Origin of the sequence: Lactobacillus sp. PV012, from assembly GCF_014522325.1 — a bacterium.
Classification (GTDB): domain Bacteria; phylum Bacillota; class Bacilli; order Lactobacillales; family Lactobacillaceae; genus Lactobacillus.
In genome coordinates this window covers 1,222,805-1,246,569 of the sequence record NZ_CP041983.1, presented here as the reverse complement: position 1 = coordinate 1,246,569, position 23,765 = coordinate 1,222,805, and the positions used below count along the sequence as shown (strand labels likewise).

24 protein-coding genes and 1 pseudogene are annotated in these 23,765 nt (G+C 33.6%); 22 read left to right on the top strand and 3 right to left on the bottom strand.

What is annotated here, in order from left to right:
• Positions 1-27 precede the first annotated feature (27 nt).
• Both FP433_RS06180 and FP433_RS06175 read right to left on the bottom strand, forming a co-directional pair.
• Complete coding sequence (locus FP433_RS06180; protein WP_265486601.1) at positions 28-1,314, bottom strand: phosphatidylserine decarboxylase family protein; 1,287 nt, start codon at positions 1,312-1,314, stop codon at positions 28-30.
• A gap of 19 nt (positions 1,315-1,333) precedes the next feature.
• Complete coding sequence (locus FP433_RS06175) at positions 1,334-2,767, bottom strand: basic amino acid/polyamine antiporter (protein WP_265486600.1); 1,434 nt, start codon at positions 2,765-2,767, stop codon at positions 1,334-1,336.
• 315 nt (positions 2,768-3,082) lie between these two features.
• Between FP433_RS06175 and FP433_RS06170 the strand changes: the two genes are divergently transcribed.
• The 7 genes from FP433_RS06170 (at position 3,083) to FP433_RS06140 (ending at position 8,633) form a co-directional block, all read left to right on the top strand.
• Complete coding sequence (locus FP433_RS06170; protein WP_265486599.1) at positions 3,083-4,141, top strand: LLM class flavin-dependent oxidoreductase; 1,059 nt, start codon at positions 3,083-3,085, stop codon at positions 4,139-4,141.
• Positions 4,142-4,271: 130 nt separating this feature from the next.
• Positions 4,272-4,715, top strand: coding sequence for a MarR family transcriptional regulator (locus FP433_RS06165; RefSeq protein ID WP_265484048.1), 444 nt, complete (start codon positions 4,272-4,274; stop codon positions 4,713-4,715).
• A gap of 110 nt (positions 4,716-4,825) precedes the next feature.
• The gene (locus FP433_RS06160) at positions 4,826-5,590 is read left to right on the top strand and encodes a transporter substrate-binding domain-containing protein (protein WP_265484620.1); all 765 of its coding nucleotides are present in this window, start codon (positions 4,826-4,828) and stop codon (positions 5,588-5,590) included.
• Between the two features lie 151 nt (positions 5,591-5,741).
• The gene (locus FP433_RS06155; RefSeq protein ID WP_265484049.1) at positions 5,742-6,491 is read left to right on the top strand and encodes an amino acid ABC transporter ATP-binding protein; all 750 of its coding nucleotides are present in this window, start codon (positions 5,742-5,744) and stop codon (positions 6,489-6,491) included.
• Between the two features lies 1 nt (position 6,492).
• On the top strand, positions 6,493-7,299 hold the full coding sequence (locus FP433_RS06150) for a transporter substrate-binding domain-containing protein (RefSeq protein ID WP_265484051.1): 807 nt from the start codon (positions 6,493-6,495) through the stop codon (positions 7,297-7,299).
• Between the two features lie 14 nt (positions 7,300-7,313).
• A complete protein-coding gene (locus FP433_RS06145; protein WP_265484052.1) occupies positions 7,314-7,955 on the top strand; it encodes an amino acid ABC transporter permease in 642 nt (213 codons plus the stop codon).
• A 21-nt stretch (positions 7,956-7,976) separates the two neighbouring features.
• Positions 7,977-8,633 (top strand): amino acid ABC transporter permease, encoded by a 657-nt coding sequence (locus FP433_RS06140; protein ID WP_265484053.1) that lies wholly within the window; start codon positions 7,977-7,979, stop codon positions 8,631-8,633.
• Positions 8,634-8,732: 99 nt separating this feature from the next.
• Here the strand turns inward: FP433_RS06140 and udk are convergent, their stop codons facing one another.
• Entirely contained in the window at positions 8,733-9,368 is a 636-nt protein-coding gene (udk, locus tag FP433_RS06135; protein WP_265484054.1) for a uridine kinase, read from the bottom strand.
• Positions 9,369-9,666: 298 nt separating this feature from the next.
• On the opposite strand from udk, the pseudogene FP433_RS06130 reads away from it, so the two are divergent.
• The 15 genes and pseudogenes from FP433_RS06130 to FP433_RS06060 all read left to right on the top strand — a co-directional run bounded on the left by FP433_RS06130 (position 9,667) and on the right by FP433_RS06060 (position 23,754).
• A pseudogene (locus FP433_RS06130) lies at positions 9,667-11,165 on the top strand (ABC transporter substrate-binding protein/permease).
• Positions 11,158-11,892, top strand: coding sequence for an amino acid ABC transporter ATP-binding protein (locus FP433_RS06125; protein WP_322555906.1), 735 nt, complete (start codon positions 11,158-11,160; stop codon positions 11,890-11,892). Before FP433_RS06130 ends, FP433_RS06125 begins: the two are co-directional and overlap by 8 nt.
• A gap of 256 nt (positions 11,893-12,148) precedes the next feature.
• Complete coding sequence (locus FP433_RS06120) at positions 12,149-12,967, top strand: phosphate ABC transporter substrate-binding protein (protein WP_416202983.1); 819 nt, start codon at positions 12,149-12,151, stop codon at positions 12,965-12,967.
• Positions 12,968-12,979: 12 nt separating this feature from the next.
• Positions 12,980-13,975: a phosphate ABC transporter permease subunit PstC gene (pstC, locus tag FP433_RS06115; RefSeq protein ID WP_265486597.1), complete on the top strand. Its 996-nt coding sequence runs from the start codon at positions 12,980-12,982 to the stop codon at positions 13,973-13,975.
• Between the two features lies 1 nt (position 13,976).
• Positions 13,977-14,867, top strand: coding sequence for a phosphate ABC transporter permease PstA (pstA, locus tag FP433_RS06110; protein ID WP_265484058.1), 891 nt, complete (start codon positions 13,977-13,979; stop codon positions 14,865-14,867).
• Positions 14,868-14,878: 11 nt separating this feature from the next.
• On the top strand, positions 14,879-15,679 hold the full coding sequence (pstB, locus tag FP433_RS06105) for a phosphate ABC transporter ATP-binding protein PstB (RefSeq protein ID WP_265484059.1): 801 nt from the start codon (positions 14,879-14,881) through the stop codon (positions 15,677-15,679).
• A 9-nt stretch (positions 15,680-15,688) separates the two neighbouring features.
• Complete coding sequence (pstB, locus tag FP433_RS06100; protein ID WP_265484060.1) at positions 15,689-16,444, top strand: phosphate ABC transporter ATP-binding protein PstB; 756 nt, start codon at positions 15,689-15,691, stop codon at positions 16,442-16,444.
• Between the two features lie 18 nt (positions 16,445-16,462).
• Positions 16,463-17,161: a phosphate signaling complex protein PhoU gene (phoU, locus tag FP433_RS06095; protein ID WP_265484061.1), complete on the top strand. Its 699-nt coding sequence runs from the start codon at positions 16,463-16,465 to the stop codon at positions 17,159-17,161.
• Positions 17,162-17,265: 104 nt separating this feature from the next.
• Positions 17,266-17,724 (top strand): MarR family winged helix-turn-helix transcriptional regulator, encoded by a 459-nt coding sequence (locus tag FP433_RS06090; protein WP_265484062.1) that lies wholly within the window; start codon positions 17,266-17,268, stop codon positions 17,722-17,724.
• A gap of 113 nt (positions 17,725-17,837) precedes the next feature.
• Positions 17,838-19,607 (top strand): ABC transporter ATP-binding protein, encoded by a 1,770-nt coding sequence (locus FP433_RS06085; protein ID WP_265486596.1) that lies wholly within the window; start codon positions 17,838-17,840, stop codon positions 19,605-19,607.
• 149 nt (positions 19,608-19,756) lie between these two features.
• Positions 19,757-20,692: a ribokinase gene (gene rbsK, locus FP433_RS06080; protein WP_265486595.1), complete on the top strand. Its 936-nt coding sequence runs from the start codon at positions 19,757-19,759 to the stop codon at positions 20,690-20,692.
• Positions 20,685-21,386 (top strand): ribose-5-phosphate isomerase RpiA, encoded by a 702-nt coding sequence (gene rpiA / locus FP433_RS06075; RefSeq protein ID WP_265486594.1) that lies wholly within the window; start codon positions 20,685-20,687, stop codon positions 21,384-21,386. Before rbsK ends, rpiA begins: the two co-directional genes overlap by 8 nt.
• 43 nt (positions 21,387-21,429) lie before the next feature.
• Positions 21,430-22,362, top strand: a complete 933-nt coding sequence (locus FP433_RS06070; protein WP_265484067.1) for a nucleoside hydrolase — start codon at positions 21,430-21,432, stop codon at positions 22,360-22,362.
• Positions 22,362-23,090 carry a GntR family transcriptional regulator gene (locus FP433_RS06065; protein ID WP_265484068.1) on the top strand — a complete coding sequence of 243 codons (729 nt, stop codon included), beginning with the start codon at positions 22,362-22,364 and terminating at the stop codon, positions 23,088-23,090. The genes FP433_RS06070 and FP433_RS06065 overlap by 1 nt, the downstream gene beginning before the upstream one ends.
• Before the next feature lies 1 nt (position 23,091).
• Positions 23,092-23,754 (top strand): DNA alkylation repair protein, encoded by a 663-nt coding sequence (locus FP433_RS06060; RefSeq protein WP_265486593.1) that lies wholly within the window; start codon positions 23,092-23,094, stop codon positions 23,752-23,754.
• The last annotated feature ends 11 nt before the right edge of the window (positions 23,755-23,765 follow it).

Genomic DNA, 23,765 nt, shown 5'->3' with positions numbered 1-23,765 from the left:
TTTGTTTTAAAATTAATAATCTAATTTTTACTTAACACGTCCAATTTCATCACGCACTTTAATGTTTGATGAACCTAAACTTGGTTCTTGGCCATGTAAGTTAAATTCTACATCGACACCAGGTCTGAATAATAAAACGTGAGTAGAACCACCAAAGTGGAAAATTCCTAGTTGTTCACCTTTATTAACATGTTGACCTTCCTTAACAGTAATTTCATTACCTGAAACTTCAGCCATTCCTACAGCTACAAAGGCCATCAAACCAATCTTAGGATTATCAGCTTCAATAAAGATAACTGCACGAGAAGCAGTTTGAGTAATATAAGCCTGTGAATCATTTGGAGCAGCTGGGTCTGGACCATCTGGATTTGCAAATCCTTGGTTAAGAGTTTCTGAGTAGTATGAACCATAAAGATTATAAGCTTTAACAATCTTTCCGCTAACTGGACTATTCCATCTGTGGTAGCTCAAAGCACTTAAGAAGGCTTGGTATAAAGTACCACCAACAAATTGATCAGTTAATGGATCATTATGAAGTAAATCTACTAATGAGTAAGGTTGACCTTTAATCCAGAATTTAGATTGTTTAGGTAAGTTACGTGCAATACGGTAAGGTGCAGATTCACAAGCGTTGGCAATTGAATCTAAATCATCGGGGTTAGCAACAGGGCGGATTCCAGGATTAAATGTTCGGGTGAAAAATTCATCCCAAGATTTAAAGCCAAAGTTATTGTTAATGTCATCATTAGGAGTTTGGAAAATGGTTCTAAAATTATCACCATAAGCAGCATCTTCCATACTCTTTAAAGCTTCATCACTTAACCAACCATTTTTGGAACGATTAAGGACATAGGTAGAATCAGGTCCTTGTAAAAACTTGCCCCAGTAATCTAAGATAGCACGCAACTTTTCGTTAACACGTGGATCCATGAAAGCAACATAACCTGCTTTAGTAGCCATTGGCCAATCTAAAATTGCATTAATTGGGAATCCAACTAAACCAGTTGTGTTAAATTCTGGTGCACGGTGCATAATTCTATTTAAAGCACGAAGCATTTGGCGGTAGTCATGAATAGCAGGAGTTCCCATTGGAGTTTTTTCATATTTTAGTGGAACTTCATCAAACATCATATGGAATAGATTCCATAATGTTTGATCCCCTTCAATTAAATCTTTGAAGTCTTGAATAGGAGGAAGGAGCTTTTGATTTTCTTCTTCTTCAGCTTCTTTTAAAACCTTTTTTAACCATTTATCATAGAAGGCTTGATCACTAGGTAACCATTGACCAACATTAAATTTTTCATTTTGTTTCATAGTTTTCTTCTTTCCTTAATTAGAAACTAACTTTCTTGGTGATTAGCAAGTAAATAGAAATAATTGCTAAAATACATAAAATAATTGCTAAAACAGCTTCCCATTTTGTGAAAATATGCTTGTCACCTTCTGGATTTTCTTTTCGAGCAATCCAGAAGAAGATTATTCCAACCGCATAGATAATTGTAGAAATCAATAAGTAGTTTAATCCTGCAGCATACAAAAGCCAGAGACAATAAATTGTAGATAAAATTCCAATGAAAAGGCTCTTATTACGTTTAGCAGGATCGTCATTAAATATTTCTTTCTTTTGTGCTATCTTCCATAAGTACATTGAGCTTAGTAAATAACATGGCAAGATTAAGACCCCAGTAATATCGATTGCTGCCAAATAAACATTATTTGCGGTGACAACTAATATCATAAATAGACTCATTAAGATACTAGAAATGTATAAGGAAACACTAGGAACTTTTTTCTTATTTTCATGTGCAAAGAATGAAGGCAGTACATGTCCTTTAGCTGCAGCGTATGGTAATTGGGCCATCATCACAGTCCAAGCAATCCAAGAACCACCCACAGAAATAATTACTGAAATAGTTACAAAGTCAACAAACCAAGGACCAAGTAAGTTTTTCATGAGGTAGGCAGTTGAAGGATCAGTTAGCTTAGAAAGATGAGGTTGGTGATAAATACCATAAGCTACAATACTAATCATGACATAAGCAACTAAAGAAGTAAGATAACCAATAACGGTTGCTTTACCAACATCAGACTTATTTTTGGCATGGTTTGAGATTACAACTGCCCCTTCGATACCGATGAAGCACCACAAAGTAACCAACATTGGAGCCTTAACTTGTTCCATAAAGTTACCTAAATGTAATCCTTGTCCCCAGAATCCCCAAAAGAAGGTTGGGAAACGGAAGAAGATAAACATGCACACTAAGATAACTGCTAAACTGATGAACTTAATCACAACAGTAATATTATTAACAAAACTTGCTTCTTTAACTCCGTTAAGAACTAAAAAATTATAAATCCAAATTAATACAATTCCAAAAATAACCGTTGGCCATTGGTGTTTAAGTAAAACAGGGAAGTAGTGCCCAAATGAGTCATTAAGCATCACAGCATAAGCTACATTTCCTGTAATTGCTTCAATCCAATAACCCCAAGCTGAGTTGAATCCAACGTATCTACCAAAGCCTGCACGAGCATAGGAATAAATACCAATATTTAAATCTGGACGTTCTTCGGCTAAGATCTTAAAGGTAAAGGCCAATCCCATCATACCAATTCCTGTTAAAATCCATGCAATAATGACGGCACCTAGCGAAGATGAGGCAGCCATATTTTGGGGAATATCAAAAATTCCGCCACCGATCATCGCTCCGACAACCATTGCAATTAAACCAAAGAGTCCAATTTTTCGACTATTTGATTTCGTCATTTTTTCTCCTCTTAAAAATTCCTAAATTTGCTGTTGTCCCATAGTAGACTTTAATGTGTCAGTTCGGACTATGAGTGAGCGCTCAAAAACAACAATCACTTCTAGAATAATCCTAGATAATTCTTCAAGGCAAATGATAAGTATTAGAGAGATTTGTGGAATAAAGAATTAGATATTAGAGAATTTAGAATAGAAAGGAATGAAAGCGCATTTTTAAATATAAGAGTAATTTTTTTACCTAAGAAAAAGTAAGTGGTATGCTAAGTAAAAAGATGGTAAATTTTTGTAAATATTATTACAGTCAAGGTGAAAATTATGAAATATTCTATTTTAAATTTAGCTCCATTAAGGCAAAAGGAAAATTATGCCCAAGCAATTGACGTTATGATTCAGTTAGCTCAAAAAGCAGAAGATTGGGGTTATGAACGTTATTGGATTGCAGAACACCATAACGCTATGGGGATGGCTAGTGCTGCGACAACTATTTTGATGGATGAAACCTTAGCGAAAACTAAAAAGATTCGTGTTGGTTCAGGGGGTATTATGTTACCTAATCACAGTCCTTATGTTGTTGCTGAACAATTTGGAACTTTAGAAACAATGTTTCCAAATCGGGTAGATTTAGGGTTAGGTAGAGCTCCTGGTACAGATATGCAAACTGCAGTAGCACTACGTAGAAAGAATTTAGATAGTAACTTTGAAGAGGATGTAAAGGAATTAGAAGGTTACTTTAAAGATACGAATAAGGTGCATGCATATCCTGCGGCGAATTTAAATGTACCGTTTTATATCTTAGGTTCAAGTACAGATAGTGCTCACCTTGCTGCTAAGTTAGGCTTGCCTTATGCTTTTGCATCCCATTTTGCGCCTGCAATGTTAATTGATGCAGTAAAAATTTATCGACAAGAATTTAAACCTTCAAAATACTTGGCAAAACCTTATGTAATTATTGGAGTAAATGCTTATCTAGCTGATACCAATGAAGAAGCAAAAAAATTAGTTACTACTCAGACACAAGCATTTTTAAATATTGTTTTGGGTAATAGTAGTGCATTGCAGCCACCAGTAGCTTCTAACCAAGAGGTTTGGGATAACTATAGCGAAGAAAAATTAGGAAAAGTCAGTCCTCACTTTGGGCCAATAAAATTTGATCCAGATGACTTAATTGGTCAAGAAAAAGCTGTAGTTGAGAGAATGGGTGCCGTAACGTTAGTTGGAACCAAGCAGGAAGTTAAACAACAGTTAATGAATTTAAAAGCTCAGGTTGATTTCGACGAAATTATTGTTAACAGTTTGGTGTTTGATGAACAAGCATTTTTCCATTCTTATGAGCTTTTGGCACAGACGGTGAAAGAAATAAATTCAAAAAATTAGTATTATTAAAATAAAATTTAGAATGCATTCTGAGTTAAGTCGGAATGCGTTTTTTATTGACAATAGTCTCTGTAGATACTATTATATTAATATAAGGTACATGTGTGGACTAACTGAAAGAGGTGCGATGATGCTAAATCAAGAAATTGAAAAGTTAAATACATTAATTATTCGAGCAAGTAAAGCTTATGAAAAGTGGTATGAAAAAGTTAATTTACCTGGATATTTAATTTTTATCTTGCATGAGCTACTTCTTAAAAAGAAGCTAAGCCAGCGAGAATTAGTAGCATTATCCAGCTACCCTAAACAATCAATTAATAAAGGAATTCATCTCTTAAAAGAGCAAGGGTATCTTTATTTAGTGCCCTTAAAGAAAGATAGCCGTGTAAAATCATGCAGGCTAACAGAAGAAGGAGAGAAGTATGCAGAAAAATTATTGGAACCACTACTTGATTTAGAGTCAAAAACTGCTCAGATAATGGGAGTTAAAAAGATGGAACAACTTACATCATTAATGGAAGAATGGCGCAATATCTTTCTAAAGTTATTAAAAGATGAAAGTAAAGAAGATTAAATAGTTAATAAGTAATAAGTGGAAAATAATTTATTTAAAGGAGAGAATTTAAAGTGAAAAAACAGGGAAGAAAAATTTTACTGTTAGCTTTTTTATGTTCTTTTTTTCTAATGTTGAGTGCTTGTGGGAGAAAAAGTGTAAAGCAAGAAGTAACAGAATCGGATAAGATTGTTTGGGGGGTAAAGGCTGATACAAGATTATTTGGATTGATGAGTATCAAAGATGGAAAAATTGAAGGATTTGAAATTGATTTAGCTAATGCCTTAACTAAAAAAATACTTGGCAGTCAGGGTAAAGCAGAATTTATTCAAACCACCACTAAGACTAAAATTCCTCTATTGAAGAATGGAAATATTGATGCAGTTTTAGCAGCAATGACTATAACTCCAGAAAGAAAAAAAGAGGTCAGTTTCTCCAAGCCTTATTTTCAAGCTGGTCAGTCATTGTTAGTTCCAAAAACATCAAATATTAAGTCAGTCAAGGACTTAAATAAAAAAGGCGTAGTTGTACTAGCTGTAAAGGGGACAACTGCTGTAGCTAATATAAAGAAGTTTGCTCCTAAGGCTAAAACTCTTGAGTATGATGATTACGGCCAAGCTTTCACTGCTTTAAAGGCAGGACAAGGAAAGGCCTTAACCAGTGATAGTGGTATTTTAGCTGGGTTAGCGAAGGAAAGTTCGGGTTATAAGCTAGTAGGAGGGACTTTTACAAGTGAACCATACGGAATTGCAGTTAATAAAGGACAGACAAAATTTTTAGATAAAATCAATCAAGCCCTACAGTCTCTAAGAAAAGATGGGACTTATGATCGTCTCGTAAGAAAATGGTTTGGTAATATTTCTGGGTTTGATATCAAAGCTGCAGAGAAAGAATAGTTAAAACTCGAACAATTTATTGATTAAAAAGTATTTTAAGACTTTTTTACGTAACAAATAGGCTATTTTTAAATAAAATGATCCTTTTTAAGCAAAAAGTTGAAATTTAGTTTAGAATAAGAACATATAATAACATGAGAGGAGCGCAAGCATGGCTGCGATTATTGAATTTAAAGATGTAAATAAATATTATGGTAAACTTCATGCTTTAAAAAATATTAATCTATCCATTGAAGAAGGTCAGGTTGTAAGTATTATTGGTCCTTCTGGTTCAGGAAAAAGTACTTTAATAAGAACAATGAATGGATTAGAAAAAATTAATTCAGGTGAACTAATTGTCACTGGAAAAAACATTGCCAATAAAAAAACTGACTTAAATGACATTCGTAAGGATGTAGGAATGGTATTTCAACACTTTAACTTATATGAAAATCATACTGTGCTTGAAAATATTACTTTAGCTCCGAAGATTGTACTTAAACGTCCAGATGCAGAAAATAAGCAAATGGCAATGGACTTACTCAAAAAAGTAGGTCTTGAAGATAAGGCAGATTACTACCCTAAGCAACTCTCTGGTGGACAGAAGCAACGTGTTGCAATTGCTCGTTCACTTGCAATGAGTCCAAAGGTAATTTTATTTGATGAACCAACAAGTGCTCTTGACCCTGAAATGATTCAGGACGTATTAGATGTAATGAAATTTGTCGCTGATCAGGGATTAACGATGGTAGTAGTAACTCATGAAATGGGCTTTGCACGTCAAGTTGGTGATCGATTAATTTTCTTTGATAAAGGTCAAATTATTGAAGATGAAAAACCAGAAGAATTTTTTGAACATCCAAAAAGTGAACGTGCTCGCCAATTCTTAAGTAAAGTAATTACTGAAAAATTAGGTGGCTAATATGAAGAAAAAATATCGATTTTTAATGTTAAGTTTTTTAGCATTATTTTTATTAGCTTTAACCGCTTGTGGAAAAAGTAGCCGCAAGCAGAATGTTTATAAAAAAATTCAACAGACAAAAACCATTACTTGGGGAGTTCGAGCTGATACGCGTTTGTTTGGATTAATGAGTACAAAAACTGGAAAAATTGAAGGATTTGAAATTGATCTTGCCAAGGCCCTTACCAAGCAAATGTTAGGTAAAAAGGGGAAAGCGAAGTTTGTTCAAACAAGTCCTAAAACTCGTATTCCATTATTAAGGAATGGAAATATTGATATTATTTTGGCAACAATGACAATAACACCTGAAAGACAAAAGCAGGTAGACTTTACTAAACCCTATTTTCCAGCAGGCCAAGCCCTTTTAGTGCCGAAGAATTCTAAGATTAAAAATATTCGGCAATTAAATGGAAAGACAGTTTTAGCTGTTAAAGGAACAACTGCTGTAGAAAATGTGGCTAAATTCGCCCCCAAGGCTAAAGTATTAGAATATGATGATTATGGTCAAGCCTTTACTGCATTAAAAGCCGGTCAGGGCCAAGCAATGACAACTGATAACGGAATTTTAGCGGGAATTGCCGCAGAAAATCCAGGTTATAAGTTAGTTGGGGGAACATTTACTCACGAACCATATGGAATGGCTGTAGACAAGGGACAACCTCAATTACTTGAGCATTTAAATAGTGCACTCAATGAATTAAAAAAGGATGGAACTTATCAGAAAATATCTAAAAAATGGTTCGGTAATGTAGCAGGAATTGAGTATTAAGGAGTTGAAAATGAATGATAAATATCCTAATAAACCATTGGTCTGAATTCCTAAATGGATTTTGGAATACAATTTTGTGTAGTATAATTGCCTTATTTTTCAGTTTGATTTTAGGAGTGGGATTTGCACTTTTAGAAGTAGCTCCACCAAAATTTGGAAGAGTAATTGCAAGAATCTACATTGAATTATTTCGTAATATTCCTTTATTAGTTATCACAATGGTATTTTATTTGGTAATCCCACAATTTTGGGTTAAGATTTCTGGATTTGTGGCTGGAACGATCGGATTAACTCTTTATACTTCAGCATTCATTGCGGAAACTGTAAGATCAGGAATTAATTCAGTTGGTGAAGGACAAATGGAAGGTGCTCGCTCCAACGGGATGACTTATACTCAAGCAATGCGTTATGTGATTTTGCCACAAGCAATGAAAATTGTAATTCCTCCTTTAGGAAACCAATTTGTCAACTTGATTAAGAATTCATCTGTGTTAGCCTTTGTGGCCGGCTTTGACTTAATGTATCAAGCAGATGTAATTGCCTTGTCATCTTTCCAAACGATTAATACTTACATTGTAGTTGGACTATTTTACTTAGTTTTAACTTTGCCTTTAAGTTATTATATGCGTCACTTGGAAAAGAAATTGTCTCGATAACTTATAGAAAGGAAAAAATAAATGGAAAACTTTATACACGCGTATTCATGGGTTGACATTCGTTTCCTTTTGCAAGGTTTATGGGTGACAATTTATGTTTCATTAATTTCAATTGTTCTTAGTTTTGTAGTGGGGCTAGTATTAGGTTTTGTCCGAAATATGAATGTCAAGATCCTATCTCCAATAGTTGGTTTTTGTATTGATATAATCAGAAATCTACCTCTATTATTAATAATCTTCTTTACTTATTTTGGCTTACCAGAATTAGGAATTATTACTAATCCTACAGTAGCTTCAATTATTGCGTTGGTAATTTTTGAAGGGGCAATGTTAGCTGAAATTGTAAGAAGTGGTATTAATGCTGTTCCTCAAGGACAAATGGAAGGTGCTCGCTCTAATGGGATGACATATATGCAGGCGATGTATCATGTGATATTACCGCAAGCACTTCATAAAATGATTCCAGCACTATTATCACAATTTGTTTCCTTAGTAAAAGATACTTCACTTGCAACGATTATTGTATTGCCAGAATTATTATTCCACGCACAAATAATCTATAGTCAAAATACTACTTATTTAATTCCAATGTATTTGATTATCTCAGTAATGTATTTTGTGGTTTGTTTCTCACTTTCAATTTTTGCAAGCCATTTACAAAAGAAATATAACAATTAAAAAGAAAGCTTTAGTTATAAAAATACCTCATACTCGCTAGATTGAGATCTAAACAATTATGAGGTACTTGAAAATTAGCTAAAGCTTTTTTTGTATTGATTATTTATTTGCCAAAACAGAACGAAGTTTAGTGGTTAACATATCAATTGCGACATCATTTTCTCCACCTTCAGGAACAATGATATCAGCGTAACGTTTAGTTGGTTCCAAAAATTGGTGATACATTGGCTTAACTGTTGCTAAGTATTGCGTAATGACTGAATCCATTGTTCGTCCACGTTCTTGGGTATCACGTTCTAGCCGACGAATAAACCGAATGTCATCGTCAGTATCAACAAAAATCTTAATGCTCATTAAGTCGCGAAGTTGTTTATCAGATAGAACTAAAATTCCTTCTAAGATGATAATATCAGCTGGCTCAGTATGAACAGTTTCTTTACTGCGAGTGTGAGCAGTAAAATCATAAACTGGCATTTCAATAGCCTGACGATTCATTAGTTGCTTAAGTTGTTTAGTTAGTAATGGCATGTCAAAAGCATCTGGATGATCATAGTTAATCTTTTGGCGTTCTGCCATAGAAAGATTATCGTTATTTTTGTAGTAAGAATCTTGTGTCAAAATCAACATATGATCATTTTGATGTAATCTTTCATAGATTTCGTGAGCAATAGTAGTTTTACCACTACCTGATCCACCAGCGATTCCAATTACAATGGGTTGTTTATTTTTTTGCATTGGGCAACTCCTTTTGTTTGCTAGTATTATGATACCCTATAAATAAATTAACTATCAACCTTGAATTTTAGTACAAAAGAGGGCAAAAAGCTAGATAATTTGGGAATTTCTTGATTATTAATTTCTTTTAATTGATTTTTTCAATTATTTTTAATAATGTTGTTGATAATAAAAAAATCAGTCTGTATAATTACTATATTAATATTAGAAACATTGGGGGAAAAATAAATGAAACGACGACGTAACTAAAATTGCAAGTAAAATGAAACATTAAATAAGTAGATCGGAGTTTATTTTAATGAAAGACTTAAAATTAATTAGATTTGTGCTGCTTTTGTTTCTGTTAGTTACGCCAATAGTTGAAATTTTTAATTCACAGCAGGTTCATGCCGCTGATAGTGAGTCAAAAACTGTGGCAACTAACAGTGTGATGAAAAAGATCAAAAAAAGTGGTGAATTAGTAGTAGGAACTTCTGCAGATTACCCCCCGTTAGAATTTACGACCAGCAAAAATGGAAAAACTAAATATGTGGGTGTAGATATTGAATTAGCCAAGGGAATTGCCAAAGAACTTGGAGTTAAATTGGTTATTAAAAATATGAGTTTTGATTCTCTTTTAGTAGCTCTTGAAACTGGGAAAGTTGATATGGTAATTTCGGGACTTTCTCCAACACCAGCAAGGAAAAAAAGTGTTGATTTTTCAAAAATTTATTATAAAGCAAGTGGTCAATACTTTTTGGTAAATAAAAAGATAAAGATAAATATAATTCAATTCAAAGTCTGAAAAGACAAACCATTGGAGTGCAAACAGGAAGTTTGCAATATAATTTAGTAAAAAGTCAAATGCCTGATTCAACAATAAAAGGATTGGGAAAGATTAATAACTTAGTTTTAGCATTGCAATCAGGCAAAGTTTCAGCAGTTGTAATGGAAGAATTAACTGCTAAGGCTTATGCCCAGAACAACAAAAACTTAGCGGCAATTAAATCAAATTTAAAAGATAACCAGCCAGGGAACGCTGTTGCAATTGCAAAAGGACAACCAGATTTACTGACTGCTGTTAATCAAGCAATTACTAAAATAAAAAATAAAGATCTAGTTAACAAAGAATATTTACCTGCAGCTGCCAAAGCAATGAAAACCAGTTCAGCTTCAAATAAGATGAGTCAGTACTGGATGTATTTTGTAAAAGGTATTTGGTACACTATTGTAATTACAATTTTTTCAGTATTGATTGGAATTATTTTAGGAATTGTTTTAGCCTTAATGCGTTTGTCCAGTAATAAACTTCTGCATTGGATTGCCGTAGCTTATATTGAGTTTATTCGGGGCACCCCTCAAATGGTCCAAATTTTGTTTGTTTATTTTGGAATTGGCTACCTGATTTCTAATTTATCAGCAATTGTTGCCGGTATTATTGCGATTGGACTTAATTCGGGAGCTTATGTTGCTGAAGATATTCGGTCAGGAATTGATTCACTACCAAAGGGCCAAACAGAGGCAGCACGTTCTCTAGGTTTGAGTCAAGCTAAAACATACAGATATGTAATTATTCCCCAAGCTATAAAAAATATTTGGCCAGCTTTAGGAAATGAATTAATTACTCTCCTTAAGGATAGTTCTTTAGTTTCAATTATTGGGGTTTCAGAATTAATGTACCAAACTCAATTAATTCAAACTTCGACTTATCGAGGAGTGTTACCACTCTTTATTGCGATGATTCTCTACTTTATTATGACGTTCTCTTTGACTAGACTTTTGAATTACTTTGAAAAGAGGATGAAGATACATGACTAAAATGTTACAAATTGAACATCTACAAAAGAAATTTGGAGATAATGAAGTTTTAAAAGATATCTCGGCCAATGTGAATAAAGGACAAGTAATTTGTATTATTGGTCCATCTGGTTCAGGGAAAAGTACATTATTACGCTGCTTAAACGTTTTAGAAATTCCAACATCTGGAAAAATAATCTTTGATGGGGAAGATTTAGCGCATATTGATGAAAAGCGTTTAGATAAATTACGGGAAAAACTGGGAATGGTTTTTCAAAATTTCAATCTTTTCCCTAATATGAATGTAATAGAAAATATTAAACTAGCACCTGTCAAGGTAAAAGGGATGGATGAAAAAGAGGCAGAAGCTTTGGGCTTAGAGTTATTAGATAAAGTTGGTTTAAAAGACCGTGCTCATCAATATCCTACTAGTTTATCAGGTGGTCAGCAGCAAAGGGTAGCTATTGCGCGTGCTTTAGCCATGAATCCAGAGATGATGCTGTTTGATGAACCAACAAGTGCATTAGATCCTGAGATGGTTGGCGAAGTGTTAAAAACGATGAAAGACTTAGCAAATTCTGGCATGACCATGGTAATTGTTACTCATGAAATGGGATTTGCCAAAGAGGTTTCTGATGAAATTTGGTTTATGGCAGATGGCTATTTACAGGAAAAGGGAACACCTGAAGAAGTATTTGATCATCCAAAATCAGAAAGAGCAAAGGACTTTCTTTCGAAAGTATTATGAGAAAAAGTTAGGCGATTTTAGCCTAACTTTTTAACTTGCTTAAAAAGATATTGACGACAGGGTTGAGAAACTGGAAAATAGAATTATAAGAATATGACTAGAATTTCTAGCCGTATTTTTTTGCTTTTTTCTATTTTGAGAAGAGTAATCTGTGGAATTGATAGACAAGTATTTTGTTAAATCATGATTTAGTAAAGGTATGAAGTGAAAAGTGAAAATTAATACTTTTAAAAAGTTTCTCCTTCTTTTTTTAGGAATGGGATTAGTCACAATTCTCACTGCATGTAGTCAAGCAGATAAAATTACTGTAGTTGGTTCAAGTGCGATGCAATTATTAGCAGAACAAGCAGGAAATGACTATCGCTTAACTCATGCAAATAGCAATATTGTTGTTCAAGGTGGAGGATCTGGGACAGGATTAAGTCAAGTGCAAGCTGGAGCGGTAGAAATTGGAACTTCTGATGTTTATGCAGAAACGCAAAAAGGAATTCGTGCTTCAGAATTAGTGGACTATCCAATAGCTGTAGTGGGAATTGTTCCTATTGTTAATAAGGGTGTAGGAATTAAGAATCTTACACTTAAGCAATTAAAAGAAATTTTTACTGGAAAAATTTCTAATTGGCGCCAAGTAGGAGGTAGAAATTTACCGATAACAGTTATTAATCGTTCTAAGGGAAGTGGAACGCGCTCAACTTTTGAAGCAATTGCCTTAGATAATGCTAAACCAATTAAGGCCCAAGAACAGGATTCAAATGGAACTGTAAGAAAGATAGTAAATTCAACTCCAGGAACAATTTCATATATTTCTTTTCCTTATGCAAATGATAAAAATATTCAAAAATTAAGTTTGAATGGGGTTACTCCAACAAACGCCCATGTTACTACAAATGCATGGCCACTTTGGTCTTATGAACATATGTATACAAAGAAAAAGGTCAATCAAAAAACAAAGGCATTTATCAAGTATATGCTTTCTAATAAAGTACAAAAAGATCTTATTCCTAACTTAGGATATATCAGTGTGAATGATATGAAAGTTATTCGAAAGAGTAATAATCAAATTGTTAAAAAGTAAGATAGGACAAAAATGGATAAAAAAGATAACTTAAAAAAAGTAGTGGAAACTGCTTTAGCTGAGCAAAAAGTACCTCATGTTAAATTAAAAAGATTAGGCACAGAAAAAGTTGATATTGAAAAACTAACCAAACCTTCTAAAGAAACAAGACAAGAGTACTGGGGAAAAGGATTAACTAGTGCAGCGATTATCTTAATTATTGTCTTAGTAGCTTCAATTATTGGATTTATCGCAGTTCATGGCTTGGCAACTTTTTTCCAAGATCATGTCAATGTCTTCCATTTTCTTACCTCCTCTGATTGGGAACCTAGTGAAGGAAAAAATCATATAGGTGCTGCAGCCATGATTGTTACTTCGTTTGCGGTAACTATTTTAGCGGCCTTGGTTGCTACTCCTTTTGCAATTGCAGTAGCGCTTTTTATGACAGAATATTCTTCTAAAAAGGGTGGAAAGTTTCTTCAGTCAGTAATGGAATTACTTGTTGGAATTCCATCGGTAGTATATGGTTTCTTAGGGTTAACAATTATCGTACCAGTAATGAGAAATCTCTTTGGTGGCACTGGATTTGGTATTTTATCAGCAACTTTAGTTTTATTTGTAATGGTATTACCAACAATTACCTCTTTAACTGTTGATAGCTTAAAAGCAGTACCTAAACATTATCGTCAAGCTTCACTCGCCTTGGGTGCTACACATTGGCAAACTATTTATAAAGTTGTATTACGTGTAGCAACTCCAAGGATTATGACAGCAGTAATTTTTGGAATGGCGAGAGCTTTTGGGGAAGCATTAGCTGTTCAAATGGTAATTGGTAATGCAGTGTTGATGCCATATAACTTAGTTAGTCCTTCAGCAACATTAACTAGTCAGTTAACTAGTCAAATGGGAAATACCGTTATGGGAACTTTACCTAATAATGCTCTTTGGTCATTGGCATTACTTTTATTAATAATGGCTTTAGTATTTAACTTTTTAGTACGTCTAATTGGTAAGAAAGGACAAAACTAAGATGAATGCAAAAACACGTGACAAAATAGCGACTGCAGGAATTTATACCTTAGTAAGTATTGTAGTAGTAATTTTAGTAGGAATAATTGGAAATATCTTGGTTTCAGGTGTTCCTCATTTATCTTGGCACTTTTTAACTTCGCAAGCTTCTTCTTATCAAGCTGGTGGAGGGGTCAGAGACCAATTATTTAATTCTTTATATTTATTAATCTTAACCATGATTATTTCAATTCCAATTGCCCTAGGAGCAGCAATCTATCTTGCTGAATATGCAAGGGATAATTGGTTTACTAGTTTGATTAGAACAACAATTGAAATTTTGAGTTCATTACCATCAATTGTGGTAGGTTTATTTGGATATTTATTGTTTGTGGTCCAATTTGGGTTTGGATTTTCAATTATCTCAGGTGCAATTGCATTGACATTTTTTAACTTGCCAACTTTAACAAGCAATATTGAACAGGCCTTAGAGGGTGTGCCACAAGAACAAAGAGATGCTGGATTAGCGTTAGGGCTTTCCAATTGGAAGACTATTCGTGGTATTGTATTGCCAGCTGCCTTACCAGGAATTTTAACTGGGGTAATTTTAAGTGCAGGGAGAATCTTTGGGGAAGCAGCAGCTTTAATTTATACTGCTGGACAAAGTGGTTCAACAATCGATTTTACCAATTGGAATCCTTTTAGTGCTACTAGTTTTTTAAATGTGATGCGTCCAGCGGAAACTTTAGCAGTTCATATTTGGAAAGTTAACACTGAAGGAATAATTCCAGATGCAAATATTGTTTCTGCCGCAACTTCTGCTTTACTAATTATTGTAGTAATTTTATTTAATTTTGGCGCAAGAATACTCGGAAATCATTTATATCGAAAATTAACCGCAGCTAAGTCTTAAAGGAGAGTGTAATGAGCGAAAATAAGAATCCTGAAACTTATATCAAAACTTTTGAACCAGAAGATGCCATAGTTTCGACAAAAGATTTGAGTGTTTTTTATGGTGGGACTGTCCAAAAATTATTTGATGCTAGTTTACAGTTTAAGAGAAACTCAATTACTGCCTTGATTGGTGGCTCTGGGTCAGGTAAATCCACTTTTTTACGATCTTTAAATAGAATGAATGATAAAGTAGCAAAAGTAACAGGGCAAATCTGGTACCATGGCTTAGATGTCAATAAAGCTAGCATTAATGTTTATGAATTGCGTAAAAATATTGGGATGGTTTTTCAAAAGCCAAATCCTTTTCCCAAGTCAATTAGAGAAAACATTACTTACGCTTTAAAAGCAAATGGAATTACAAACAAACAAAGACTGGATCAGGTTGTAGAAGAAAGCCTACGTGCAGCGGCACTTTGGGATGAAGTAAAAGATAAGCTTGATAAAAGCGCACTAGCTCTTTCTGGTGGTCAGCAGCAACGTTTATGTATTGCCCGAGCTTTAGCTATTCAACCTGAAGTTCTGTTATTAGATGAACCTGCAAGTGCTTTGGATCCTGTTTCTACTTCTAAATTAGAAGATACTTTAAAGCAGCTACGCTCAGAATATACAATGATTATGGTTACTCATAATATGCAACAAGCAAGTCGAATTAGTGACTATACCGCTTTTTTCCATTTGGGTCATGTGCTTGAGTATAATACTACTGAACAAATTTTCACTAATCCGCAAGGAAAAATTACAGAAGATTATATCCGTGGTAGTTTTGGCTAGGAGGAAATTATGACAAAAATAATGGCAGCAGATGATGTTCATTTAAGCTATGGTCCAGTTGAAGCTTTGCATGGGATAACTATGGCTTTTAATGAAAATGAATTAACAGCACTTTTAGGTCCATCAGGATGTGGTAAATCAACTTTTTTGCGTTGTCTTAATCGCATGAATGATGATATTGATAATGTTAAAATTACTGGAGAAATTACTTTTGAAAATAAAGATATTTATAGTCCAAAAGTAGATTTAGTAGAGCTTAGAAAAGAAGTAGGGATGGTGTTTCAACAACCTGCTCCCTTTCCTTTTTCTGTTTATGATAATGTAGCCTATGGCTTAAAACTATCGGGAATTCATGATAAAAATTTAATTGATGAAAGAGTAGAAGAAAGTTTAAAACAAGCAGCTATTTGGAATGAGGTAAAAGATGATCTAAATAAAAATGCGCAAGCATTTTCTGGTGGTCAGCAGCAACGAATTTGTATTGCCCGAGCTTTGGCTGTTCATCCAAAAGTAGTGTTATTAGATGAGCCAACTAGTGCCTTGGATCCAATTTCTAGTTCTGAAGTTGAAGAAACCCTAATGAATTTGAAACATGAATTCACTTTTATTATGGTTACCCATAATTTGCAACAAGCGAGTCGAATTAGTGATATGACTGCTTTTTTCATGAATGGTGATTTGATTGAATACGGCAGTACCGCAGAAATGTTTATGAATCCTAAAAAACAACTTACAAGTGATTATTTAAATGGACGTTTTGGATAAAAATTGAGGTAAAGAATAATGCATGAAGTTTTTCTAGATGAATTAAGGAAGTTAAATACTCGTTTCATGGGGATGGGAATTGAAGTCAGCGAACAAATTGAAGAAGCGACTCAAGCATACATTGATCATGACAAGCGAGTAGCACAAAGTTTGATTGAAGATGATAAAAAATTTTCTAAAATGGGACTCAAAGTTGAAAAGAGAACTTTAAAATTGATGGCTCTCCAGCAACCGGTAGCGACTGATTTTAGAAATGTAATTAGTGTTTTAGAGGCAGCCAGCGACTTGGAAAGAATTGGTGAAAATTCTAATTCAATTGCTTTAGAAACAATTCGAGTTAAAGGAAATAAGCGAATCCCAGAAGTTGAAGAGTTAATTCAAAGTATGTCAACCAAGGTTAATTTCATGTTAGATCAAATCTTGAAATCTTATGTTCAAGATGATGAAAAATTAGCGCGTAAAGTTGCCAAAAAAGACGATGAAGTTGATGAAGAATATGTTAAAGCACGGCGAGCAATTATTGAGGGAATTAAAAAGAATCCTGATGCTGCAGTAGCCTCATCAAGTTACTTTATGGTAATTCGACTCTTAGAAAGAATTGGAGATCATGTGGTTAACTTAGCTCAATGGGTCGTATATAAAGTATCTGGTGAATTGATTGATTTAAATGAAGATAAGAGTGTAGAAGATGAATTAGATCTTGGCACTACTGATTAAAAAATAGTTAATTTAAAATCTTCCGATAGGAAGATTTTTTGTCTAAAAATGACTATTAGATATCTAACTGTTATAATAAAAGAAAAATGTAAAGGACTGGTTGGATGGTAAGCAAAAAAGAAAAATTTGAAAAGACTAATCGACTTTTTAGATTATATATGAGAAATACTCAAAGAATTTATAATGCTTATGGATCAAAATTGCATTTAACTTCGCAACAAGCCCGATCTATTGCCTACATAAATAGAAATCCGGGTTTAATTCAACGTGAATTAGGTGAAAAATTTCATGTGAGAAACGCATCTGTTACTAACATGTTGAAAAATTTAGAGCGAGATGGTTTCATTGAACGAAAAAAAGATAAGGATTCAGCACGTATAAAAAGGATATATTTAACCGATAAGGGAAAAAATTATGCTCAAGAGATTGAATCAGCTTTTACAAAAATTAATGATCAGTTTTTAAAGCAAATTGATGAACATGATCTTGATATGCTGAATGAGGCTATGACACACCTAATTGATGATCTTGAAAAAATGGATGTAGATTTTGAAAGACGTTAATGTGTCTTTTATTTTTGAATAATTTTTAGTTAGGTAGTTGACAGTTAGATACCTAAATGTTTAAATATAAAATATAAGTTAGGTATCTAACTATTTGGAGAGGAGAAAAATTAATGAGAAATTCAGCACAAACAGAACATATTGATGAATTTAAACAAAATTCAAGATCAAAATTTAGCGTTAAAGACTTTTTTGCTTTAATTAATAAGTTACATCCTCATTATTCACGTTTAATAATTGGGGTATTATTAGGTCTCTTGGGCACAGGAGCAAATTTAGTTGTTCCCCAGTTGGCCCAACGTTTAATTAACAATTTTAAGTCATTAAAACCACAACTTATTATTTTAGCGTTGATAGTTTTTATTGGCGGGTTAATAGTCAGTGCCATTTCTGGATATGTGTTAGGCGTATTTGGTGAAAATGTCGTTTCTAACTTACGTGAATTAATTTGGCAGAAGTTATTACATTTACCAGTTAAATATTTTGATAATAATAAAACTGGTGATACTACATCTCGTTTAGTAAACGATACTTCCCAAGTAAAACAATTATTAGCATCAACTTTACCTAATGCTTTAACATCACTTTTTCAATTCTTTGGTGCATTAGTAATTATGATTGCCATGGATTGGCAAATGACGATTATTATGTTTGTTGGTGTACCTTTGTTAGTGTTAGCAATGTTGCCAATTATGAGACAATCACGTAAAATTGGTCGACAGCGACAAGATGAACTAGCAAAGTTTTCTAGTGATTCAACTACTGTTCTAAGTGAAATTCGCTTAGTAAAATCTTCTAATAGTGAAACACATGAACTTACCAATGGGCATAAACGTATTCACAAACTTTATAATGTAGGAGTAAAAGAGGCTTTTATTAATTCTTTAACTCAGCCAATTACGAATATGCTGATGATGATTCTATTTTTAGGAATTCTCGGTTATGGTGCTATTCGCGTGATGAACGGGTCAATGACGATGGGGGCTCTAGTTTCATTTTTAATGTACCTTTTCCAAATCATGAGTCCAGTAATTATTATCAGTCAATTCTTTACTGAGTTATCTAAAACAAGTGGTTCTACTGAACGGTTACAACAAATTCTTAATGAAAATGAAGAATTTTTATCTGATAAAAAAGAAATAGACATTGCAAATAAAGCCTTAAAATTTGAAAATGTAAATTTTTCTTATGAAAATGGTAAACAAATCTTACACAATATTAATTTAGAAGCGGAGCCAAATTCAGTAATTGCTTTTGCAGGTCCATCAGGTGGTGGTAAATCAACTATTTTTGCCTTAATTGAACGGTTCTATCAACCAACTTCTGGTGAAATCGTAATAGGTAATGAAAATATTGCTGATATTGATTTAACTCACTGGCGTAAACAAATTGGCTTAGTCGGACAAGATTCAGCAGTAATGCCAGGTACAATTAGAGAAAACCTGGTTTATGGTTTAGATCAAAAAGTTACAGATGAAGAATTATGGCATGTCTTAAAACTTGCCTATGCTGATAATTTTGTTAAAGAAATGGAAGATGGGCTTGAAACGCAAATTGGTGAACGCGGTATCAAGTTGTCTGGAGGACAAAGGCAGCGGATTGCGATCGCAAGAGCATTTTTACGTGATCCAAAAATTTTAATGCTTGATGAAGCTACTGCTAGTCTAGATTCTGAATCAGAAGCAATGGTCCAAAAAGCCTTAAATGAATTAATGAAAAATAGAACTACATTAGTAATTGCTCACCGCTTGAGCACAATTGTTGATGCTAATAAAATCTACTTTATTGATCATGGAACTGTTGATGGAGCAGGAACACATGAAGAATTAATTAAATCTACGCCTAAATATGCTCAATACGTAAAGAATCAGTTTAAAAAATAATTAAAAGTGCTTATCAAAAAAGATAAGCACTTTTTGTTGAAGATTAGAATTAGTTTTATAGCTTAAATAATAGTTAAAGCAGCTCAAGCAGGGATGCTTTTTGATATAATTAAGGTACTAAAATAGCTGATGAAAGGATATAGTAATTGATGAATAAAGTGACTATTATTGGATCAATAAATGTTGATAATATTTTGCATGTAAAAAACTTACCTCAACCAGGAGAAACAATTGCGATGTCTAATTTTTCTAAGGCTGCTGGAGGAAAAGGAGCCAACCAAGCAGTCGCTGGTGCACGTGCAGATAGCAAAATAATTTTTATTGGTCGTGTTGGTGATGATGAAAATGGAAGTTATATGTTAAATCAATTTAAAGAAAATGGAATTGATACAACATATGTATCTGTAACCCCAAACCAAAATACCGGTCAAGCTTATATTTTACTTCAAGAAAGTGGACAAAATTCAATTATTATTCAACATGGAGCTAACTTTGACTTAACTCCAGCAGATGTAAGAAAAGCTGAAAATGAAATTAGAACGAGTAATTTTGTAGTGGCGCAATTTGAAACTCCAATTCCTGCTACAATTGAAGCTTTCAGAATTGCACGTCAAGCAGGTATTCCTACTATTTTGAATCCTGCTCCAGCGCGAGAAGATATTCCTCAAGAATTGCTTGAATTAACAGATTTAATTACACCAAATGAAACTGAAAGTGAAAGTATTACTGGAATTGCGGTGACGGATGAAGAGTCGATGAGAAAAAGTGCAGATTATTTCCACGATTTAGGAGTTAGGGGAGTAATTATAACTTTGGGTAAAGCTGGCTCATATGTTTCAACTAGTAAGCTGCAAGAAATTGTACCAGCTTTCACTGTAAAGGCTGTAGACACCACTGCGGCTGGTGATACTTTCATTGGGGCTTTAGCGAGTGAATTAAATAGAGATTTAAGTAACTTAAAAGAAAGTGTAATTTATGCTTCTAAATCCTCTTCATTTACTGTTCAATCATTGGGGGCTTTTCCTTCAATTCCAAGACGTAGCACTGTAGAAAAAGCTTTGAAAGAAGATGAATTAAATGGATAAAACACAACAAGATGAATTAAAAAAGCAAGCTGCAATTAAGGCAGCACAGTTAGTTGAAAATGATTCAGTTCTAGGAGTTGGAACTGGCTCGACAGTTGCTTTTTTTATTGATGCATTAGGTAAAAGAAAAGAAACTGAAGGCTTAAAGTTAAAGCATATTGTTACAACTTCTAATCGCAGCAAAAAACAACTTGAAGGGTTAGGCTTTAAAGTAGATAAGCTAGCTGATGTTGATCATGTTGACTTAACAATTGATGGTGCAGATCGAGTGGATCCAGATTTAAATGGGATCAAAGGTGGCGGTGGTGCCTTAACCTTGGAAAAAAATGTAGCTGATAATTCAGATAAAGTAATTTGGATTGTTGATGAAAGTAAATTAGTTGATCGTTTAGGAGACTTTCCACTTCCAGTTGAAGTTTTACCAGTATCAGCTGAACAGAACTTTCGCCGTTTTAAAAAGGAAGGATTAGAGCCTCGTTTTCGCTTAGCTGAAGATGGAAGCCGGTATCAAACTCACTACGGAAATTACATAATTGATTTAGGGATTGATCCTTTACCAGTAATTTCTGGGTTAGCTGATTATCTTGACCATACTGTTGGTGTAGTTGAACATGGATTATTTTTAAACATGTGCAAAGAGGTAATTATCGCTCATGCTGATGGCAAGATTGAAGATAGAAAAGTAAATAGATAATTGATATAAATTAAACCACTAATTTAAGAAAAGAGAGAAAAAAGTGAATAAGAAACCTTTAATAATTAGTACAGATCCTGGAATTGACGATGCAGCTGCTATAACTATCAGTTTATTTGCTAAGCAGTTAGATGTGAAGGCAATTGTGGCTACCTGGGGTAATGTTAGTTTAGATAGAACTTTAGATAATAGTTTAAAGTTAGAAACTTTTTTGCATACTAAGGTGCCAGTAATTAAAGGAGCAAAGCAACCACTTTTACGTAAAGCAATTTCAGCTGCTTCAGTCCATGGTGAAAGTGGCATGGCAGGATATGATTTTGATAAGCCTGAGATGAGCTTACTTAAAGAAGGGTTAGCTGCTAGTCATATTCATGAAATTGTTAGTCAAAGTAATGAAAAGGTCATTTTAATGGGAATTGGACCTTTGACTGATTTTGCACTATTTATTAATCAATATCCTGAAGATTTAGCTAATGTGGAAAAATTTGTTTTAATGGGTGGAAATATTGATCGAGGTAATTTTACAGCATTTTCAGAATATAATTTTGCTGGTGACCCTGAAGCTGCTCAGATGGTATTTCAAAGTGGAGTACCAATTGAGGTAGCACCATTAGAACTTGGTCATATTGCTCAAGTAACACCTGCTCAGATGGAAGAAATTAGACATTGTGGTGAAGTTGGGGAAATGCTCTACGGTCTCTTTACTAGTATTCATGAAGATACTGAAGGAGATGGAACTGAAATTTATGATGCAACTGCAGTAGGGATGTTACTTGCCCCTGAAATCTATACTTTTAAGCCTGCAACAGTCGAAATTGAACTAGATGGACGTTACACTTATGGGGCAAGTGTAATGGACTTTAAAGGATATTTGGAAAAACCCAAGAATGCGCAAGTGGCTGTAAGTGTTGATACCCAAAAATTTGCTAAGTGGTTTGTGGAAGCAATCAAGACAGCTAATCAAGGGAGAAAATAATGCCAGATTTAGTTTATCGTGTGGTAATGCGGGATATTAAAAAGAAAATTTTAAATAATGAGTATCAAGAAATGCGACTACCGGATGAACGAAGTCTTAGCCAAGAATATCAAGTAAGTCGTTCTTCAATGAAAAGAGCCTTGGAATTACTAGCACAACAAGGAATTATTTTTAAAAAAAGAGGCAGTGGGACTTTTATCAATCCTCTTTATTTGAAAAATCAGGCTTTGTTTAAATATGAGGGGTCTAATTTAGGAATTACTGACTCTTTCAGTGTACCTGGAAAAAAGCAGAATATTGAGGTACTTGATTATCAGGTCATAAAAGCAGATCAAGATTTAAAACAAGATTTATTTTTGAAGGATTCCGATTTTGTTTATAAAATTAAACGTTTGCGTCTTTTAGATGATCAACCTTTTTTAATTGAGACTGGATATATTCCCATTAGAATTGCACCAGAATTAAATGAAAATATTTTAAAGGGTTCATTATTCAATTATTTAGAAGATACTCAACAAAAAACAGTTACACGGTCTTTTTTGACAATTACAGTTGAGCCATCTACTTTAGATGATCAGGCTAAACTAATGCTAGCACCAAATGAACCAGTGGGTGTTTTATCAGGAATATTTTTTCTAGATGATGGGACTCCCTTTGAAGTTTCAAATATGCGGATTCATTATAAATACATGAAATATAATACATTTGTGAACTTAGGTCAGGAATAAAATGAATTACCAAAAACTCCAACAAAAATTCTTAGAGAACCAAAATCAAGTCCAGGCTTTGCAGATGAAAAAGTATATGCGGAATCAATTTGATTTTTATGGCTATCATTCAGCTGATCGTAAGGAAATTTACCACCAGGATTTGCTCGCTGAAAAAAAGAAAAAGCAAGTTGATTGGGAGTTGCTGGAAAGAGCTTGGAATGATTCTCATCGTGAATTACAATATTTTGTTTGTGATTATTTGATAGCTATGAAGAAGTTTTTAAAATTTGAAGATCTTCCTAAGCTACGCCATTTTATTTTGCAAAAGTCGTGGTGGGATACAATTGATAGTTTAATTAAACCCATCGGCTATCTTGGGTTAAAAGATAATCGTGTAGGTAAAGAGATGCTTAAATGGTCTAAGGATAGTAACTTTTGGATTAGAAGGACAGCTATTGAACATCAATTACTACGTAAAGAAAAAATGGATACTGAGTTGCTAAAACAAATAATTAAAAATAACTTCAACAGTGAAGAATTTTTTATTAATAAAGCAATTGGCTGGGCATTGCGAGATTATTCAAAAACTAACCCTGCCTGGGTAAAAGAATTTTTGGGAGAGTATAAAAATCAAATGGCGCCTTTATCAATTAAAGAAGCCAGTAAATACTTAGATAATTAGAAAGTTAGACA

What these genes read in the sequence shown, in the direction of transcription:
- FP433_RS06180 (WP_265486601.1), bottom strand. Translation starts at nt 1,314, where the DNA reads ATGAAACAAAATGAAAAATTTAATGTTGGTCAATGGTTACCTAGTGAT.
- FP433_RS06175 (WP_265486600.1), bottom strand. Translation starts at nt 2,767, where the DNA reads ATGACGAAATCAAATAGTCGAAAAATTGGACTCTTTGGTTTAATTGCA.
- FP433_RS06170 (WP_265486599.1), top strand. Translation starts at nt 3,083, where the DNA reads ATGAAATATTCTATTTTAAATTTAGCTCCATTAAGGCAAAAGGAAAAT.
- FP433_RS06165 (WP_265484048.1), top strand. Translation starts at nt 4,272, where the DNA reads ATGCTAAATCAAGAAATTGAAAAGTTAAATACATTAATTATTCGAGCA.
- FP433_RS06160 (WP_265484620.1), top strand. Translation starts at nt 4,826, where the DNA reads ATGTTGAGTGCTTGTGGGAGAAAAAGTGTAAAGCAAGAAGTAACAGAA.
- FP433_RS06155 (WP_265484049.1), top strand. Translation starts at nt 5,742, where the DNA reads ATGGCTGCGATTATTGAATTTAAAGATGTAAATAAATATTATGGTAAA.
- FP433_RS06150 (WP_265484051.1), top strand. Translation starts at nt 6,493, where the DNA reads ATGAAGAAAAAATATCGATTTTTAATGTTAAGTTTTTTAGCATTATTT.
- FP433_RS06145 (WP_265484052.1), top strand. Translation starts at nt 7,314, where the DNA reads ATGATAAATATCCTAATAAACCATTGGTCTGAATTCCTAAATGGATTT.
- FP433_RS06140 (WP_265484053.1), top strand. Translation starts at nt 7,977, where the DNA reads ATGGAAAACTTTATACACGCGTATTCATGGGTTGACATTCGTTTCCTT.
- udk (WP_265484054.1), bottom strand. Translation starts at nt 9,368, where the DNA reads ATGCAAAAAAATAAACAACCCATTGTAATTGGAATCGCTGGTGGATCA.
- FP433_RS06125 (WP_322555906.1), top strand. Translation starts at nt 11,158, where the DNA reads ATGACTAAAATGTTACAAATTGAACATCTACAAAAGAAATTTGGAGAT.
- FP433_RS06120 (WP_416202983.1), top strand. Translation starts at nt 12,149, where the DNA reads ATGGGATTAGTCACAATTCTCACTGCATGTAGTCAAGCAGATAAAATT.
- pstC (WP_265486597.1), top strand. Translation starts at nt 12,980, where the DNA reads ATGGATAAAAAAGATAACTTAAAAAAAGTAGTGGAAACTGCTTTAGCT.
- pstA (WP_265484058.1), top strand. Translation starts at nt 13,977, where the DNA reads ATGAATGCAAAAACACGTGACAAAATAGCGACTGCAGGAATTTATACC.
- pstB (WP_265484059.1), top strand. Translation starts at nt 14,879, where the DNA reads ATGAGCGAAAATAAGAATCCTGAAACTTATATCAAAACTTTTGAACCA.
- pstB (WP_265484060.1), top strand. Translation starts at nt 15,689, where the DNA reads ATGACAAAAATAATGGCAGCAGATGATGTTCATTTAAGCTATGGTCCA.
- phoU (WP_265484061.1), top strand. Translation starts at nt 16,463, where the DNA reads ATGCATGAAGTTTTTCTAGATGAATTAAGGAAGTTAAATACTCGTTTC.
- FP433_RS06090 (WP_265484062.1), top strand. Translation starts at nt 17,266, where the DNA reads ATGGTAAGCAAAAAAGAAAAATTTGAAAAGACTAATCGACTTTTTAGA.
- FP433_RS06085 (WP_265486596.1), top strand. Translation starts at nt 17,838, where the DNA reads ATGAGAAATTCAGCACAAACAGAACATATTGATGAATTTAAACAAAAT.
- rbsK (WP_265486595.1), top strand. Translation starts at nt 19,757, where the DNA reads ATGAATAAAGTGACTATTATTGGATCAATAAATGTTGATAATATTTTG.
- rpiA (WP_265486594.1), top strand. Translation starts at nt 20,685, where the DNA reads ATGGATAAAACACAACAAGATGAATTAAAAAAGCAAGCTGCAATTAAG.
- FP433_RS06065 (WP_265484068.1), top strand. Translation starts at nt 22,362, where the DNA reads ATGCCAGATTTAGTTTATCGTGTGGTAATGCGGGATATTAAAAAGAAA.
- FP433_RS06060 (WP_265486593.1), top strand. Translation starts at nt 23,092, where the DNA reads ATGAATTACCAAAAACTCCAACAAAAATTCTTAGAGAACCAAAATCAA.